Origin of the sequence: Streptomyces sp. NPDC101165, from assembly GCF_044768135.1 — a bacterium.
In the GTDB taxonomy this organism is placed as follows: domain Bacteria; phylum Actinomycetota; class Actinomycetes; order Streptomycetales; family Streptomycetaceae; genus Streptomyces.
The window spans coordinates 264,493-280,124 of record NZ_JBIWPG010000009.1 but is presented as its reverse complement, the minus strand read 5'-3'; the positions used below and the strand labels follow the sequence as shown (position 1 = coordinate 280,124).

Annotated in this window: 11 protein-coding genes; all 11 read right to left on the bottom strand. The window is 71.3% G+C overall.

Annotated features, from left to right (window positions below):
* Positions 1-71: 71 nt before the first annotated feature.
* The 11 genes from ACIRVH_RS21325 to ACIRVH_RS21275 all read right to left on the bottom strand — a co-directional run bounded on the left by ACIRVH_RS21325 (position 72) and on the right by ACIRVH_RS21275 (position 15,614).
* Positions 72-4,568, bottom strand: a complete 4,497-nt coding sequence (locus ACIRVH_RS21325; protein WP_403955568.1) for a hypothetical protein — start codon at positions 4,566-4,568, stop codon at positions 72-74.
* Positions 4,565-4,969, bottom strand: a complete 405-nt coding sequence (locus ACIRVH_RS21320) for a hypothetical protein (protein ID WP_403955566.1) — start codon at positions 4,967-4,969, stop codon at positions 4,565-4,567. Before ACIRVH_RS21320 ends, ACIRVH_RS21325 begins: the two co-directional genes overlap by 4 nt.
* A 119-nt stretch (positions 4,970-5,088) precedes the next feature.
* The gene (locus ACIRVH_RS21315; protein ID WP_403955563.1) at positions 5,089-6,219 is read right to left on the bottom strand and encodes a chondroitinase-B domain-containing protein; all 1,131 of its coding nucleotides are present in this window, start codon (positions 6,217-6,219) and stop codon (positions 5,089-5,091) included.
* A 22-nt stretch (positions 6,220-6,241) separates the two neighbouring features.
* Entirely contained in the window at positions 6,242-7,282 is a 1,041-nt protein-coding gene (locus ACIRVH_RS21310) for a pectinesterase family protein (protein ID WP_403955768.1), read from the bottom strand.
* A 5-nt stretch (positions 7,283-7,287) separates the two neighbouring features.
* On the bottom strand, positions 7,288-8,409 hold the full coding sequence (locus tag ACIRVH_RS21305) for a pectinesterase family protein (RefSeq protein ID WP_403955560.1): 1,122 nt from the start codon (positions 8,407-8,409) through the stop codon (positions 7,288-7,290).
* Between the two features lie 73 nt (positions 8,410-8,482).
* Positions 8,483-9,820, bottom strand: coding sequence for a polysaccharide lyase family 1 protein (locus ACIRVH_RS21300; RefSeq protein WP_403955557.1), 1,338 nt, complete (start codon positions 9,818-9,820; stop codon positions 8,483-8,485).
* A complete protein-coding gene (locus ACIRVH_RS21295; protein ID WP_403955555.1) occupies positions 9,817-10,605 on the bottom strand; it encodes a rhamnogalacturonan acetylesterase in 789 nt (262 codons plus the stop codon). Before ACIRVH_RS21295 ends, ACIRVH_RS21300 begins: the two co-directional genes overlap by 4 nt.
* Before the next feature lie 93 nt (positions 10,606-10,698).
* Positions 10,699-12,036: an ABC transporter substrate-binding protein gene (locus ACIRVH_RS21290; RefSeq protein WP_403955551.1), complete on the bottom strand. Its 1,338-nt coding sequence runs from the start codon at positions 12,034-12,036 to the stop codon at positions 10,699-10,701.
* 55 nt (positions 12,037-12,091) lie between these two features.
* Positions 12,092-13,633 (bottom strand): family 43 glycosylhydrolase, encoded by a 1,542-nt coding sequence (locus ACIRVH_RS21285; protein WP_403955547.1) that lies wholly within the window; start codon positions 13,631-13,633, stop codon positions 12,092-12,094.
* Positions 13,630-14,475: a PmoA family protein gene (locus tag ACIRVH_RS21280; protein WP_403955544.1), complete on the bottom strand. Its 846-nt coding sequence runs from the start codon at positions 14,473-14,475 to the stop codon at positions 13,630-13,632. Before ACIRVH_RS21280 ends, ACIRVH_RS21285 begins: the two co-directional genes overlap by 4 nt.
* Positions 14,475-15,614: a Gfo/Idh/MocA family protein gene (locus ACIRVH_RS21275; RefSeq protein ID WP_403955541.1), complete on the bottom strand. Its 1,140-nt coding sequence runs from the start codon at positions 15,612-15,614 to the stop codon at positions 14,475-14,477. The genes ACIRVH_RS21280 and ACIRVH_RS21275 overlap by 1 nt, the downstream gene beginning before the upstream one ends.
* Positions 15,615-15,632: the final 18 nt, after the last annotated feature.

Below are 15,632 nucleotides of genomic sequence, written 5' to 3'. Positions count from 1 at the left end.
CGCGTCACCCAGTCCAAAGCGAGATCCGTTGCCTGATCGATACACACCAATTTGGTTGAAGGCGGGGGGAGTCAGTCACAGGGCGGGTTGTAGGGCTCGCCGGGGACGTAGGCCTTCCATTCATCGTTGGTGATCACGTCGCCGTAGCTCTTGCACAGGAGGTACTTCAGGTCCGGGGTGTTGGTGGCCCAGACGTCGATGTTCTCCCCGGCCGCGGCCAGCAGGGGCTTGCCGTGGGAGCTGTATGACAGGCTTCCGAAGCCCGTGAGGCTTGCTTGACCAAGGGCGAACTCGCCCTTGTACACCGGAACCCGCCATCGGCTGACGTCCCACAGCTCAATGTGGTTCTCCGAGTGGACGTCGTTCGGATCGCCGGAGCTTCCCCAGGCGAGGGTCCTGCCGTCCGGACTGAAGGTGATGCCTTCGCCCGAGCCGATCGTGCGCATCACGGAAGGATCGCCTGTGATTCGGCCGTCCTTGATCCGCCAGAGGCGAGTGGTGTTCTTGGTGTCTGTGGCGGCGAGCAGTTCGCCGTCGGGACGGAAAGCAGCATTCGACACACCGGCGCCCGGGGTCAGCCACCGGGTCGGATTGGGTACCGGACGGTGCGCGTTCGCCACCGTCCAGGAGAGCAGCCTGTCGGCGGTGTTGGCGACCAGGAGCCGACCCTTCGGGGCGAAGGTGACGGCGAAGACATTGCCCTTCATCGATGCGGTCTGCCGGGGGTGCGAGACGGTCGTGACGTCGAACACCTTCACCGAGGGGGGCTCGGTCCGGGCAGCGGTGTTGTCGTTGCTGTCGGCCACGGCCAGCAGATGTCCGTCCGCGCTGAAGGAGAGGTCCTCGATGCCGTTGGCGATGTCCGTGATGGTGGCGATGACGGGTGCGCCGGACCGGCTGGTGTCCCGCAGCCGGACGACATGCCTGTCACCGCTCAGCTCGCTGAGTGCGAGGATCTTCCCGTCGGGGCTGAAGGCCGCCCCCTCCGCGCCGATGTCACCGCTGCCCGGCAGCCGTGCCAGGCTCTTGTGGAGCGTGGCCGTACCGGTCAGGTCCCACAGAGCACCGCCGTTGGCACCGTGAATGACCAACAGCCGCCGGACACCGCCACTGAACTTCGTGGTCACATGGAAGCCGGACGGTGACGGGCCGAAGCTGGCTGCAGCGGTTGGCTGGGCCGTGTTCTCCACGTACCACAACAGAACGCCGCGGTCCGTGGCGCGCAGCAACCGGTGGCCGTGTGCTGCGAAGAGCGCCGGCCCCGTCCCGCTTCCGTTTCCGCTCCCGTTTCTGTTGAGCTGAGCGGACTGTTGCAGGCGGGAACCTGGAGGGACGTCCCAGAGGTAGGTGTTGGTATCGCAGGCGGTGGCGAGGGCCTTCCCGTCCGGACTGAACGCGGCGGAAGCCAGGTTCGCCGCACAATCGGTCACGTACGTGTCCTTCGCCGTGCCCGCCGATGTCGGCTGCCCCCGGCCCCTCAGCCGCCACAAACGGACACGGGTCTTGTCCCCGTCCCCGGGCCCGGCCAGCAGCCGGCCGTCCGGGCTGAACGCCACCCGGTGCAGCGGCTTTCCGTTCAGGTCGTAGGTCTGGGAGCCCAGCTTGAGACTGGGGAGGACCGCCGTCGCCGAGGTGCGCCGCTGGTCCGTCATGTCCCAGAGCCGTACCTTTCCGTCAGCGCCTGCGCTCGCCAGGAGCCGCCCGGACGAGGCGAAGGCGAGCGAGTCGACGTTCCCGGTGTGGCCGCTCAGCGTGCGCAGCGGGCGTGGGGCGGACCGGTGGGCGATGTCCCACAGCTGGATGGTTCCGTCGACGCGACCGAGCGCGAGCTTGCGGCCGTCGGGACTGATGGCCAGCGACAGCGCCTTGGTCCGTTGCTCGGGGACGGCAATGCGGCGTGGGCGGTCCGGCGCGGTGACATCCCACAGCCCCAGCGACCCACTTGCCGTGCTGCCCGCCCGTACGACGGCCACGAGCCGTCCGTCGGGGCTGAGCGCCACCGCACCGGTCCGCATCTGACCCAGGTGACCCTTTCCCTCGCCGTGCGCCGTGTCCCACAGGACGACGTCAGAACCGGTCGAGACGGCCATCCGTTCGCCCCTGGCGTCCAGGGAGATGTCGTCGGCGGAGGCCTCGGACATGAAGACGCCCGGCGTCTCCATGCCAGCGAGCATCGAAGCCGTCCCGATCTGCGGGTCCAGCCGGTTCGCGACCAGGCTGAGCTGTTTGGCCAGCCCCGGGCGGCTGCCCCGCAGACGGTCCGCCTCCTCGGCGACCAGCCGCGCGACAGCCTGCCGACGCTGAGCCGCCTCCTTCTGCCCCGACCACCAGGCCAGTCCCCCACCCGCCCCGGCCAGCAGGGTCAGCACACACATACAGGCGATCACAGCCCTGCGGATACGCACCCCACGCCGTTCCTGACGCCACGACTGGTTCAGGAACTCCGCCAGCCGTGGTTCGAGTTCACCGGCGTACTCCTCCCGGCGGGAGCCACGCGCAGCGGAGGTCAGACCCGCGCCCTCCAGACGCTCCCGGGTCGCAGCAAGCCGTGGCCCCCGATAGAGCAGCGAGGGATGCCGGTCCGCCTCCCACCAGGCCGCCGCGTCGACAACCACCTGCTGCCCCGCGCGCAGCCAGTCGCGGTCCGCGTCGATCCACTCGCGCAGCCGGGGCCAGGCGTGCAGCAGGGCGTTGTGGCTGATGCGGACGGTGTGCTCGTCGAGGACCAGCAGCCGTGCCGCGGCCAGTCGGTTCAGGGCCCGCTCGGCGGCTTGGGGGTCCGGGAGGCCGTCCAGCAGTACGGTCCGGTCGACGGGGTGGCTGGTGTCCGGGGCGTCGTCGTCGATGTGCACGAGACGTGGCAGCATGCGGCGTGCGGCGGCGCGGCCCGCGTCGTCGAGGTGGTCGTAGGTGTCGTCGGCGGTCTGTTTGATGGCTTCGTCGATGCCTCCGCTCTCGCGGTAGCCGGCGACGGTCAGCCGTCGGCCCTGCCGGTGTCGCCAGGTGGACCAGAGTGCGTGGGAGAGCAGGGGCAGGGTGCCGGTCCGGGACCGGGTCAGCCGGGCGGCGCCCAGTTCGTGGATGAGCAGGTCGGCGAGGCCCTCGTCGAGTTCCAGGCCGACGGCACCGGCCGGGCGCTCGATCGCGGCCCTCAGCTCCTCCTGCTGCATCGGGCTGACGAGCACCTGGTCGGACCGCAGCACCGCGTCCAGCTCGGGCAGGGCCTGGGCGTGGCCGTAGAAGTCGGCGCGCAGGGCGGCGACGACGAGCGTTCCGGCCTCGGCCAGGGCCGTCAACGCGGCGAGGAACGCGCTGCGTTCGGTCCGGCTGCGGCAGAGGGTGAACAGCTCCTCCAGCTGGTCCACCACCAGTACCAGGCGCCGGTCCGGAACGAGGTCGTGGACCCAGCCGACGGCGGCCTTCGGGTCCTCTGCCGACAGGACGGTGTCACCCCGCAGGACGGTGGTCAGGCTGCGGAGGGGGTGTTCGCCGGGGGTCAGGACGAGGCCGGGCCAGGCGGCCGAGCCGGGGAGCAGCGGGGGTCCGGCCCGTAACGCCGCGAGGAGTCCGGCGTGCAGCAGGGAGGTCTTGCCGGCGCCGGACGGCCCGACCACCGCCAGCGGCCTGCCCTGCTCGACGGCCCGGAGGCAGCCGCGGAGCAGCTCGTCGACCAGCTTCTCCCGGCCGTGGAAGAACTCGGCGTCGTCCACGGTGAACGCGTCGAGGCCCGGGTACGGGCAAGGACCCGGCGCGGGCTCCTCGGCCGCGGTGGCGTCCGGCTCGTCGGTCGTCGGTGCGGCCGCGTTGACGGCGACGACCAGTCCGCCCGAGCGGTCGCCGGCCTGGCGGCGCGGCAGCGGCCCGCCCCGGGCCCGTAACGCGCGGAACAGGTGGTCGTAGACGTCGTCCAGGGTGAGCAGGCGCGGTGCGCGTGGATCGCCGTCGCGCAGGAGGGTGATCAACTCGCCTGTGAGGGCGGTGTGTTCGGCGTCGTCGGGGGCGAGCGCCAGCTGCTCGGCGGATCCCAGCAGGTACATCCCGTGCCCGGCGGGCAGGCTGAAGGCCGCGGGCTGGGGCGTGCCGTTGCCCAGGCGGGCGCGGCCGGCGAAGCAGCAGTCCAGGACGACGATCACGGACGCGGCGCGGCACAGGGTGAGTGCCTCGCGCAGGGCCGAGAACGAGAGCGCCTGGTGTGCAGCGAGGCCCGGGGTCAGCCGGTCGGTGGCGCTCGCGGCGAGGTACAGCTCGTCGCCGGGGCCGATGAGGCCGTGTCCCACGTAGTACACGAGCAGGGTGCTCTCGGCCTCCTGCGCCGCGTCGGCGACGGCGAGGGCCATCGTGCGGGCGTCCGCCGGGTCGATGAGGGTGCGCAGCCGGTCGGGGGTCACCCCGCAGCGTTCGGTCAGGGTGGCCGCCAGGGCTTCCACACTGCGTGGCACCGCCAGTACGGAGGTCAGCGTGGGGCCGTGGTGGGTGCCGGTGCCGATGAGCAGCACCCGGGCGCCGGAGGACGCCAGCGCGGTGCCGGGCGTGGGGACGGTCGGTGACTCGGCGGACCTGGTGGTCATGACGCGCCGCCGTCCGCTTCCCGGCCGGTCTCCAGGATCCGGGAGGTGTCGGTCACGAAGGTGCGCAGTTCCTGGGGGGTCATCGGCCCGACGAGCTTCGTGGAGATCTCCAGCGAGGCGCCGTCGGGCCGGGTCGCCTTGACGGTGACGTTGCTGTGCCGGCTGCGGATCCAGGCCACCAGGGCGGTGGTGAGTCCGGTGACCGCGCCGCCGGAGCCGAGCGCGACCACCAGGCCGTCCAGGACCGGGCCCAGTGTGCCGGGCACCGGCGGTCCCTCCTGTGGAGTGACTCTGCCGCGCAGCTCGTCCGCCTCGGTGAGCCAGGCGAGCAGTGACCGCGTCTCGTCTGCGTCGGCGCCCTCGCCGGCACCCTCCGCGCCCTCCGCAAGATGGACATCCACGTGTACGTCCACAGGCTCCCCCGATCCTGCATCCCGTCCCAACCGTCCGTCGGACAACAGCGTAGGGGGATCGGGAGGAACCTGACCCGGGAATTCCGGTCACTGGTCCGCCTTCCGGTTCACCTCGAACGCGCCTCCTCATTCATGGTCGCCCCGATCGTCGTGCTGCCCGTCGTCAGGAAGGTGGTCAAAGGCAGGGAGCCGTCCGACTTGCGGGCGTTGTACGTCGTCGACGCGTCCGTGGATGCGAAGGACGGGGTGGAGATGCCGGAGTCCCAGTTGTTGCCGGCGGAGACCACCGAGGAGCCCTTGCCGACCGGACCGCTGCCGTTGCTCACCGCGAGGTTCTTGCCGAGGCGGGCGGAGCCGGTGGCGAAGTAGTAGCCCCACTTGGCGTTGGCGTAGGCGGTGGTGCGGTTGATGACGAGCGCGCCGGTATTGGAGTTCTCGGTGAAGCCGTTGCCGGCGTTGCCCCAGGCCGCGGAGTTGTTGACGACGTGGGCGACCGTCACGCCGTTGCCGCCCAGCTTGTAGCCGTTGCCGTTGCCCTCGAAGGCGGAGTCGCCCCAGCGGTTCATGCCGTTGCCGAAGGACCAGGTGTGCTCGATGGTGACCGGGGAGGCGAAGGACCACAGGTCGATGCCGTCGTCCGAGTTGTTGTAGAGGCGCGCTCCGGTGACCAGGTTGCCGGTGCCCGAGCCGAACTTGATGGCGACGCCGTCGGCGTTCTGGCCGTGTGTGGCGGCGTCGTAGTTGCCGTAACTGTCGAGGTTCCTCACGGTGTTGCCGACCGTGCCGTCCCCGGTGAGGGTGAAGCCGGAGTCGCCGCCGTCGATGGTCTTGATGTTGCTCCAGTTGGTGCCGGTGCAGGACTGGCAGACGACCGCGCTGTCCGGGGAGTTCTGGAAGGTGATGCCGGAGACGTTCCAGTAGTCGGCGGTCAGCTTGAAGATCCAGGAGCCGGAGGGCAGCGAGGACCCGTCGATCTTCACGGTCTCGGAGCCGTACGCGGTGAGGGTGATCGGGGAGGACGAGGTGCCGTTGGCCGTCGACTGCAGGGTCGCGGTCGGGTAGTAGGTGCCGCCGCGCACCTGGATGACGGTGCCGGCGGTGGCGTTCTTGATGGCGTTCGTCAGGTCGGTGGAGTTGCTGACGACCACGGTCGCGGCGTGGGCCGGGGTGGCGAGGAGGCCGAGTCCGAGGGACGCGGCGGCGACGGAGAACGCGGTCAGTGTGCTGATACGACGCATGACGTGCGGGTCCTTTCGTCGATCAGAGTGAGCGGGCCGGTCGGGTGTGCCAGTCGCCGAGGTAGGCCGCCGGGGTGTGCAGCGCGGCCTCGGCGTCGGTGAGTTGGGGCCGCTCGGCGGGGGCGGTGATCGCCGCGCCCGGCCCCGAGTTGCGGTACTCGCGAAAGCGCATGGACTGCCAGGGGTAGGCGTCGCGCATGGTGGTGTAGGGGGTGACCGGGTCGATGCCGGGTCCGATGAGGCTGTCCCGGACGACCAGCGAGGGCCAGGCGGTCGTCTCGTACGACGGCACCCACGGCCGGGCCAGCTTGTACGCCGAGTCCTCCGCGCCGGAGGTGAACCGGGAGCGGACGGCGAGGATGCCGTGCGGGTTGGCCCGCGCGGTGGACGGGGCGAAGACCATGCCCTTGGGGGTGAAGGTGACGTCCCGCTGCAGGGTGTGGAAGCGGCAGCGGTCGAACACCGTGGTCGCCCGCCCGAAGACGAAGTCGACGTCGCCCTCTATGTGGCAGTTCCGGTAGTACTGCCGGTCGAAGGAGTCCAGCGCGGTGGTGTCCGCGAACAGGGTGTCCTGGTGGGCGAGCAGCCGGACGTTCGAGAAGTACGAGCGGTCTCCGGTGACGTAGGCGGCGACGGCCTGGGTCCCGGTGATGTCCGGGTGGTCGGCGCGCAGCCAGTCGTTGGCGAGGGTCAGGTCGCCCACGGTCAGCCCGGGAGCGGCAGAGCTGAAGGTGGCGGACCCGGCGGTGCCGTAGGTGCCCGAGCCGTCGGGCTTCTGGGTGCCGTTGGCGTTGTCGTGGACGATGACGACGTCACGGGGGTCGCCCGTGATCCCACGAATCGTCAACTCGACTTTTTCCGCAGGCACGTTGACGACCTCGCGGTACGTCCCCGGGTGCACGAGGATCGTCCGGCCGGGGCCGTCGGCGGCGTCCACGGCGGCCTGGACGGAGCCGCCGGGGCGGACATGCAGGACCGGGCGGGGGTCTGCCGCCAGGACCGGGGACGTACCCAGGGCGGCGAGTCCGCTCGCGACACCGGCGAGCAGGGTCCGTCGGGGCAGGGACATCAGCAGCCCTCCCACGGGGTCCAGTCCCCGAGGTGGGCCTCGCGGGTCGCCGACGCGGCCTGCTCGTCGGTCAGTTGGGGCCGGTCGGCCGGGACGGTGATCAGCGCGCCCGGCCCAGAATTGCGGTACTCGGTGAACCGCTGGTTCTGCCACGGGTAGCCGGCAGACATGTCGGTGTAGGGCGCGGCGGCGTCGATGCCGGGGCCGAGCCAGGTGTCGCGGACGGTGAGCATGGGGCGGGCGGTGGGGTCGGAGCCCGGCACCCAGGGGCGGGCCAGCTTGTAGTAGGCGTCCGGGGCCTGGCTGCCGACGTGGCTGCGCGTGACCAGGTAGCCGCGCGGGTTGGCCACGGCCGTGGAGGGCGCGAAGACGAAGCCGTAGGGCGCGCCGGCCAGGTCCGTGCGGTTCAGGGTGCGGAAGTGGCAGTGCTCGTAGACGGCGGTGGCCCGCCCGAAGACGAAGTCGACGTCTCCTTCGACGTGACAGTGGGCGTAGTACTGCCGGGCGAAGGTGCCGAGGGACATCGAGTCGGCGTACAGGGTGTCCTGGTGGCCGAGGAAACGGCAGTGCAGGAAGGCGCTGCGGTCGCCCTGCGCCTTGACGGCGACGGCCTGGGTGCCGCTGATGTCCGGGTGGTCGGCGCGCAGCCAGTCGTTGGCGAAGGTGATCCAGCGGGCGGTGAAGCCGTCGGCCTGCACGGTGGTGGTGGCCGACCCGGTGGTGCCGTAGGTGCCGCCGCCGGGCTTGGGGGTGCCGGCCGCGTGGTCGTACACGATGACGACGTCCCGGGGGTTCTCGGAGGCGCCGATCCAGGTCGTCTCCGTACGGCTGACGTCGACGGCGACCGTCTCCCGGTAGGTGCCGGGCGCGAGGACCAGCGTGCGGCCGCTGCCGGTGGCGGCGGTCACCGCGGCCTGCACGGAGGTGAAGTCACCGCCGCCGTGCGGGTCGACGTACAGGGTCTGCGGGGTGAGGCGGCGGGCCGGCGACCCGTAGCGGCCGAACGGGCGCGGTCCCCCGTCGGCCCGCGCGGGGCCGGCGGTGAGGCCGAGCGCGCCGGCGGCCCCGGCACTGGTGGCCAGGAATCGCCGTCTGGACAGGGGGAGTTGGGGCGAGGGCATGGGAGTGCTCCTTCGCGGTGCGGCTCGTGAGAAAGAGAGGGGGGTCGGGGCCGGGCGTCCGGCCCCGGTGGCGTCAGCCCAGGCGGCCCGCGCCCGCGCAGTGGTCGACCAGGCCCGGCACGGCCTTGGCGGGGTCGACCTTGGTGCGCAGGGTCGGCGTCCAGTCGGTCCCGGACTGCAGGATCTCGCCCGGGATCTCGGTGTTGTGGACGGCGATCAGATCCGTGAGCACGCCGTTGACGTAGTTGTCGTCGGCGGTGAGCGGCGACTCCTTCCACTTCTTGAGGATCGAACCGGCCTTCGCGCCGGCCGGCAGGGTGAACGCGTTGTGCTCGGCGACGAGTTGGGACTCCATGCCGATGCCGTAGCTGTAGGAGTAGCCGTCACCGGCGACGAAGTGGTTGTTGTAGGAGTCCACCTGTCCGAAGCGGACGCGGGGTGCGCGCTCGACCAGGTTCGAGAACAGGTTGTGGTGGAAGGTGACCTTCAGGTGCCCGCGGTCGACCGCGGCCGTGGAGGCGTTGTCGCTGTTGCCGATGAGGATCGTCTTGTCGTGGTCCTCGAAGACGTTCCAGGAGGCGGTGACGTAGTCGGCACCCTTGACGATGTCCAGCTCGCCGTCGTGCTGCTCGTAGATCCGGCCGAAGTAGGACGGCAGCGTGCTGTCCGGGTGGTCCCCGTCGGTGAAGGTGTCGTGGTCCGTCCAGACGTGCGTGGACCCGTAGATCACCGCGCTGTCGTACTCGGAGTTCCAGTTGCCGTCGGCGGTGTCGGTCGGGTCCCACTGCGGGAAGCAGTCCAGGGGGCTCTCGAAGCTCACGTTGCGGACGATGACGTTGTCGACGCCCTTGATCTGGAGGCTGGCGCCCTTGAAGCCGGCGTCCTTGCCGACGCCGACGATGGTGGTGTCGGCGGGGATGTTCGCCTTGATGGAGGCGTCCTGCTGGGCGGCGGAGGCGCGGCGCAGGCCCTCGGGGCTGTCGTCGGGCTCGCTGTCGAGGTTCCTGGTGCGACCCCACACCGCCGGGTCGTAGGTCTTCAGGTATGTCTCGAAGTCGTACCCAGGCACGGCGAACGAGGCGCAGCTCGGCCCGTCCGCGTCGATCGTGCCCTTAACTCTGATGATCTTCGGGGCGCTGCCGCCGTCCGCGAGGGCGGCCTTGAACTGCTCCCAGGTGGTGACGGTGTAGACGTGCGCGGCATCGGCGGCGGCACCGCCGGTCGTCCCGGTGCCGTAGGCGGCCCAGCCGTCGCCGGCCGGAAGCACCTGCCGCTCCGGACCGGCCCGGTGGGCGGCCTGCGCGGATCCGGTGCCGGTGACGGCGAGCACGAGAGCCGTGCAGCCCACGACCACGGCGATGACGCGTCCATGACATTTCTGTGTACGCACGGTGCGGGTCTCCTCTTTCATGAAGGTGACGACGGTGATGCGGGCGGCCAGGTGATCCAGGACGTGGGGATGTCCGCGTGCAGCCGGACCACGTCGTGCCGGGCCAGCACCCGGGTGCGCAGCAACTCCTGCGCCACGAGGCGGGCCACGGCGATGGCGCCCAGCGGATTGAAGTGCGTGTTGTCCTGCTCCGTGTCCGTCCAGTTGAAGTACTTCTTCGTCGCCTCGGCACCCAGCTCCTGCCACAGCGCCAGCGACAGCGCCTCGATGTCGAGCAGCGGGACACGCTCCGCTTCGGCGAGCGCGCGCATGGCAGCCGGGTAGTCGCCGTGGGTCGGCACGGCGTTGCCCTCGGCGTCGAACCTGCGGCGCTCGACCGGGGTGGCGAGCACGGGCCGGGCGCCACGGGACCGGGCACCGTCGATGTACAGCCGCAGATACTCCTGGTACGTCGTCCAGGGCTCGGTGTACCGGGCCGGGTCGGTGGCCTTCTCGTCGTTGTGCGCGAACTGGACGACCAGGAGGTCCCCGGACCGGATCAGGGACAGGATGGCGTCGAGCCGCCCCTCGTCCACGAAGCTCTTCGAACTCCGCCCGTTCACGGCATGGTTGGCGACCTCCGGCTCCTTCCGAAGAAAGAAAGGGAGCGCCATTCCCCACCCGGTCTCGGGAGCGGCATCGGCGTATTTCTGGGCGGCGGTGGAGTCACCGGCGAGGTAGAGAGTCCGGTTCCCTTTCGGGGATCGTACGGCGAGTGGAGCGGCCGCGAGAGCGGCGGAAGTCACCTGTCTGCGGGTAAGGGCCACGAGGAAGCTCCTTTCAGGATCGTCAGGGGTGCGGGGAACTGCGCGACCGGCCCCCACCGGCCGGCAGCCCACGAAACCGAACCATCCGAACTCTCAGTGGTTCTTCTTCCAGTCCGCCTGCGCCTTGTTCAGCTGATCGGCCAGCGTGTCCAGGAATTCCTTGGCGCTCAGCTTCCCCAGCAGCACCTTCTGGAAATTGGGCTCGTTGTCGGCCTTGGAGATGGTGTTCCAGTCGGGCAGGTAGTACGGCAGCTGCACGATCTTCGTGCCGCTCCCGTTCAGCGCCTCCGCCGCCAGCTTCGTGGGCTCGGCCTGCTGAATCCACGCGTCCTTCGCGGCGTCCGTGTTCGCCGGCACCTGCCCCGCCGACTCGTTGAACTTGGAGTTCTCCTCGGCGGACACGGCGAACTCGATGAACTTCCAGGCGGCCGCCTTGTTCTTGCTCGACTTGAACAGGCTCAGCCCGTCCACCGGGTTGGACACCTGCACCCGGGTGCCGTCGTCGAGTGTGGGGTTCGGAATGCCCCGGAACTTGTCCTTGCCGAGCGCCTTCAGATGGTCCTGGTACGACCCCAGGTTGTGGCTCAGCATGCCGATCGTGCCGCTGTCCCACTGCGCGACCATCTTCGTGAAGTCGTTGTTGACGTCGGCGGACGGGGTGTCCTTCTTGTACAGCGCGACGTACTTCTCCAGCGCGGCCACGTTCTTGGGGTCGTTGACCGTGGTCTTGTCGCCGTTCCAGAACGAGGTGATGCCGGTCTGGCCGTACACCGCGTCGAGGGCCGGCGCGATGGCACCCTCGCCGCCGCGGATGGTGAAGCCGAACTTGTTCTTCCCCTTGTCCGTGAGCCTGTCGGCGGCCGCGTAGAACTTCGACCAGGTGGTCGGCGCGTCCAGACCGGCCTTCTCGAACAGGTCCGTCCGGTACCACAGCGTGCCGTTGTTGGCGGAGGTCGGCACCTGGTACAGCGTGTCCCCGCCGCCCGCCGCCTTGCTGACGTCGATGAGGTTCTGACTCAGCCTGCCGTTCAGCGGGCTCTTCGAGAGCCGGCCGTCCAGCGGTTCCAGCGCCCCCTGGACCGCGACCTCGGCGAGCATCGCGGTGCCCACCCCGCCGACGTCCGGCAGGCCGCCGCCCTGGATGGCGGTGTCGTACTTGGACTGGGCGCTCGCCGCCGGGATGCCGACGTACTCGACCTCGATGTCCGGGTACTTCTTCTCGAAGTCGGCGATGATCTGCTTCCAGATGTCGGTGCGCACACCGCCGTTGTTGTCCCAGAAGGTGATCGTGCCCTTGCCGGAGCCCTCGCCCCCCTTGTCCCCCGCGCCGCCGCTGCCGTCGTCGCCGCAGGCGGTGGCGGTCAGCGCGAGCACGGAGCCCAGGGCGACGGCCGTGGCGGCGCGCCTGCTTCTGTGGATGCTGCTCTTCATCGGTCGGCTCTCTTCTTCTGGATCCAGTGGAGTGGTGGAACTGTCGTGCCGGGCACTACAAGGGGCTGATCCGGAACTGCGTGAAGGTCGCCGCCCCCGCATGCCCCGGTCCCTCGGGCGCGGCGGCGAACAGGCCGAGCAGGGCGCCGACCCAGCGCCAGGGGGTGGCTGCGAAGACGGGCCCGGAGAGGCGCGGGCCGTCTCCGACGTCGTACGAGAAGCGGCAGCGTGCCCCGGCCGCCACCTCGATCCGCAGGCGGGCCCGTCCCTCGGGCGCGACGCACGGCACACCGGCGTCCCGCTCGCTCCCCCACTGCCCGCAAGGCGTGGGAGGTGCCCCCACGGCGACCGCCTCCGCGAACCGGTGCACGAGCCGGACCGTCCCGTCGGCGCCCCGTTCGAGCCCGATCCATCCGAAGGTGTCCCCGAGCACCGCGAGCCCCGCCCGGGCGCCCGGCTCGGTGCCGTCCAGGCACAGCTCGACCTCGATCGCGCAGGGTGTGCCGGGCAGGCGCTGGGTGAGGACGTGCGGCAGTTTCCGCAGGTCGTGGGCGTCGGCCGAACGGACGCAGGCCAGCCGCAGCCCGTCCCCGCAGTGGTGGGTGGCCCAGCCGTCGCCCGGGTTGGCCGCCCACTGCCACTGGCGGCCGTACCGTCCGCCGGGGAAGTCGTCGTCGGTGGCGGGAGCCGCGGGGGCCTGCGGCGGGAGGTCGGGACGGCGGTGTACGGCCACGGGGGCGCCGTCGTCACCGAGCACGGGCCAGCCGTCCTCCGCCCAGCTCATCGGCTGCAGGTGCACGACCCTGCCGTAGGCGCCCCGCTGCTGGAAGTGCAGGAACCAGTCCTCGCCGGCCGCGGTGCGCACCCAGCCGCCCTGGTGCGGCCCGTTGACCGCGGTGTCCCGCTGCTCCAGGACGATCCGCTCCTCGTACGGCCCGAAGAAGCCGCGGGAGCGGAAGGCGCCCTGCCAGCCGGTCTCCACTCCCCCGGCGGGCGCGAGGATCCAGAACCAGCCGTCGTGCCGGTAGAGCTTGGGTCCCTCCAGGGTGAACCAGCCGGGGATGCGGTCGCCGTCGACGATCACCTTGCCGTCGTCGAGCAGCGAGGTGCCGTCGGGGTGCATACGGTGGCCGGTGAGCCGGTTCTTGACGCCGGAGCGGGATCCGGCCCAGGCGTGCACGAGGTAGGCGTCGCCGGTCTCGTCGTCCCACAGCGGACACGGGTCGATCAGGCCCTCGCCCGGCTTGAGGAGGTGCGGGCGGGTCCAGGGGCCACGGATCTCGGGGGCGTTGATCTGGTGGATGCCCCGGTCGGGGTCGCCCCAGAAGATCCAGAACCGCTCGTCGTGGTACCGGATCGCCGGTGCCCAGACCCCGCAGTCGTTCCGGGGCGTCGCGAACTCCGCCTCCGGTTCGAGGCGTTCGAGGGCGTGGCCGACGAGGGTCCAGTTGACGAGGTCGCGCGAGTGCAGCAGGGGCAGGCCGGGTGCGCGGCCGAAGCTGGAGGCGGTGAGGTAGAAGTCGTCGCCGACGCGGACGACGTCCGGGTCGGACCAGTCGGCGTTCAGGACCGGGTTCCGGTAGGTCCGGCTCGTCACTGGCCCACCGCCTTCCGGACCAGCGCGGCCGCCTCGCCGCGATCCCGGCGGCCGTCGGCGACGACGGTGACGACCCGGCGTACGAGGGTCTCGCCGGGCGGTACCGGCAGTCGCTGCGTGTGCGCCAGCGAGGAGCCCACGCCCGGGTACTCGGCGGTGCGCACGAACCACGGATCACGCCGGGTGTCCTCGGTGGCCCCGGCGAAGACCAGCGTCCAGCCCGCCCCGGCCAGCGCGAGCCAGTCGGCGCGGGTGCCGTGCACCTCGGCCTCGCCCTCGCGGTCGGCGGTGAAGACGTCCGGCGCCGACTCCTCCTTGCGGGCCCGCCAGAAGAAGCCGCCGTAGGCCGCGCCGGGCCGCCCGTTGGTGGCGGGGCTCCCGATGGACAGTGGGCCCGATGTGACGTTGGTGAGGGAGAAGGTGAAGTCCAGCGCCCAGGCGGTGTCGGTGAGTTCGGTGGCGGCGACGGTACGGCGCTCGCGCAGCAGCTCGGCTCCGGCGGCGACCCAGCGCAGCTCGGCCACGAAGCCGTCGGGGTCGCGCAGCTGGAAGGCGGTGTGCCGCTGGGAGCCGTGGTGGGCCGGCTCGGTCGGCCCGTGGTCGCGCACGAAGGTGCGTCCGCCCCAGAAGTTGTGACCCTCGACGTCGGGAACGGCGACACCGACGCCGAGGTGGTGTGCGTGGTCGGCTGGGCTCAGCTCGGTGACCGCCGTGCCGGCCAGGGTGGTGACGGGGTGCAGATAGGGGCGCGGGGCGAGACGGTCCGGCAGCTCGGGCCGGGTGACGTACCGGCCGACCGGTCGGCCGGCGACCCGCAGGACCGGGGCGTCGTGTGGCGTCATCACGTGCTCACCTCTTTCGGTAGGGCCCAGGAGGCGCCCAGCTCGGAGTAGAGGGTGAGGGTGTCGGCCGAGGCCGCGACCAGACCGTCGATGCCGGGCACGACCCGGCGCCGTTCGGCGGGCAGCGGGCGCCAGGCGGTCTCGGGCAGGGGTGCCGGGTCGGGGGCGGTCCTGATGGCCTCGACCACCTGCATGAAGGCGCCGGTCTCGTCCGGGGGTGCCAGCAGCGGCGCGCCGGTAGTGAGGTGTTCGACCAGGTTCTCCAGCAGGTCCGTGCGGCCGTACTCGGACTGCTGGGGGCCGTGGCCGGCCCGCTGGAGCAGCACTCGGTCCTGCTTGTACCAGAAGGTGATCCGGCCCTTGTCGCCGTGCACCAGGACGTACGGCTCCCCGGGTTCCTCGGCGCACAGGGTCGCGGCGACCGTGACCGGGCCGCGCGGGGTGCGCACGCGGACGCAGGAGGTGTCGTCGGACTCGATGTCGTTGGCGCGCAGCAGCTCGGTCTCGATGCCGGTGACGTCCTCGGCGCGGGTGGTGCCGAGCAGGGCGAGTCCGGTGGCGACGGCGTGGGCGAGGGGGTTGGTGAGGACCCCGTCGACCACGTCGACGCCGTTCAGGCGCCGCCTGCCCGCCCAGGGCGCCCGCCGGTAGTAGGCCTCGTCGCGGGCCCAGGCCCCGGCGCCGCCGACCCCGAGGATCTCGCCGATCGCGCCCTCGGCGACGAGCCGCCGGATCGCGGGCAGGGCGTGGGAGCCCAGCGACTGGAACCCGATCTGGCAGACCACACCGGCCTCGGCGACCCCGTCGGCCATCCGCCGGTACTCGGCGTAGGAGGGCGCGGGCGGCTTCTCCAGCAGGAGGTGCACGCCCCGTTCGGCGGCCCGCAGCGCGAGGTCGGTGTGGGTGGGAATGGGCGTGCAGACGACGGCGATCCTCGCTGCGGTGGCGTCGAGGAGCGCCCCGAAGTCGGCGGACTGCTCCGGCGTGCCCAGGCCGTCGGGGATCTCCTGCCGGCTCAGCGGGGTCAGTTCGCAGATCCCGGCCAGCCGGACGAGGCCGTTCGCCTGGAGCCGGCGGATGTTGTCCAGGTGCCGGCGGCCGTGGCCGCGCGCGCCCGCCAGGACGACGGGTACGGTCATGGGATTCTCGTCGCGCCC

What these genes read in the sequence shown, in the direction of transcription:
- ACIRVH_RS21280 (WP_403955544.1), bottom strand. Translation starts at nt 14,475, where the DNA reads ATGACGCCACACGACGCCCCGGTCCTGCGGGTCGCCGGCCGACCGGTC.
- ACIRVH_RS21315 (WP_403955563.1), bottom strand. Translation starts at nt 6,219, where the DNA reads ATGCGTCGTATCAGCACACTGACCGCGTTCTCCGTCGCCGCCGCGTCC.
- ACIRVH_RS21325 (WP_403955568.1), bottom strand. Translation starts at nt 4,568, where the DNA reads ATGACCACCAGGTCCGCCGAGTCACCGACCGTCCCCACGCCCGGCACC.
- ACIRVH_RS21300 (WP_403955557.1), bottom strand. Translation starts at nt 9,820, where the DNA reads ATGAAAGAGGAGACCCGCACCGTGCGTACACAGAAATGTCATGGACGC.
- ACIRVH_RS21290 (WP_403955551.1), bottom strand. Translation starts at nt 12,036, where the DNA reads ATGAAGAGCAGCATCCACAGAAGCAGGCGCGCCGCCACGGCCGTCGCC.
- ACIRVH_RS21305 (WP_403955560.1), bottom strand. Translation starts at nt 8,409, where the DNA reads ATGCCCTCGCCCCAACTCCCCCTGTCCAGACGGCGATTCCTGGCCACC.
- ACIRVH_RS21275 (WP_403955541.1), bottom strand. Translation starts at nt 15,614, where the DNA reads ATGACCGTACCCGTCGTCCTGGCGGGCGCGCGCGGCCACGGCCGCCGG.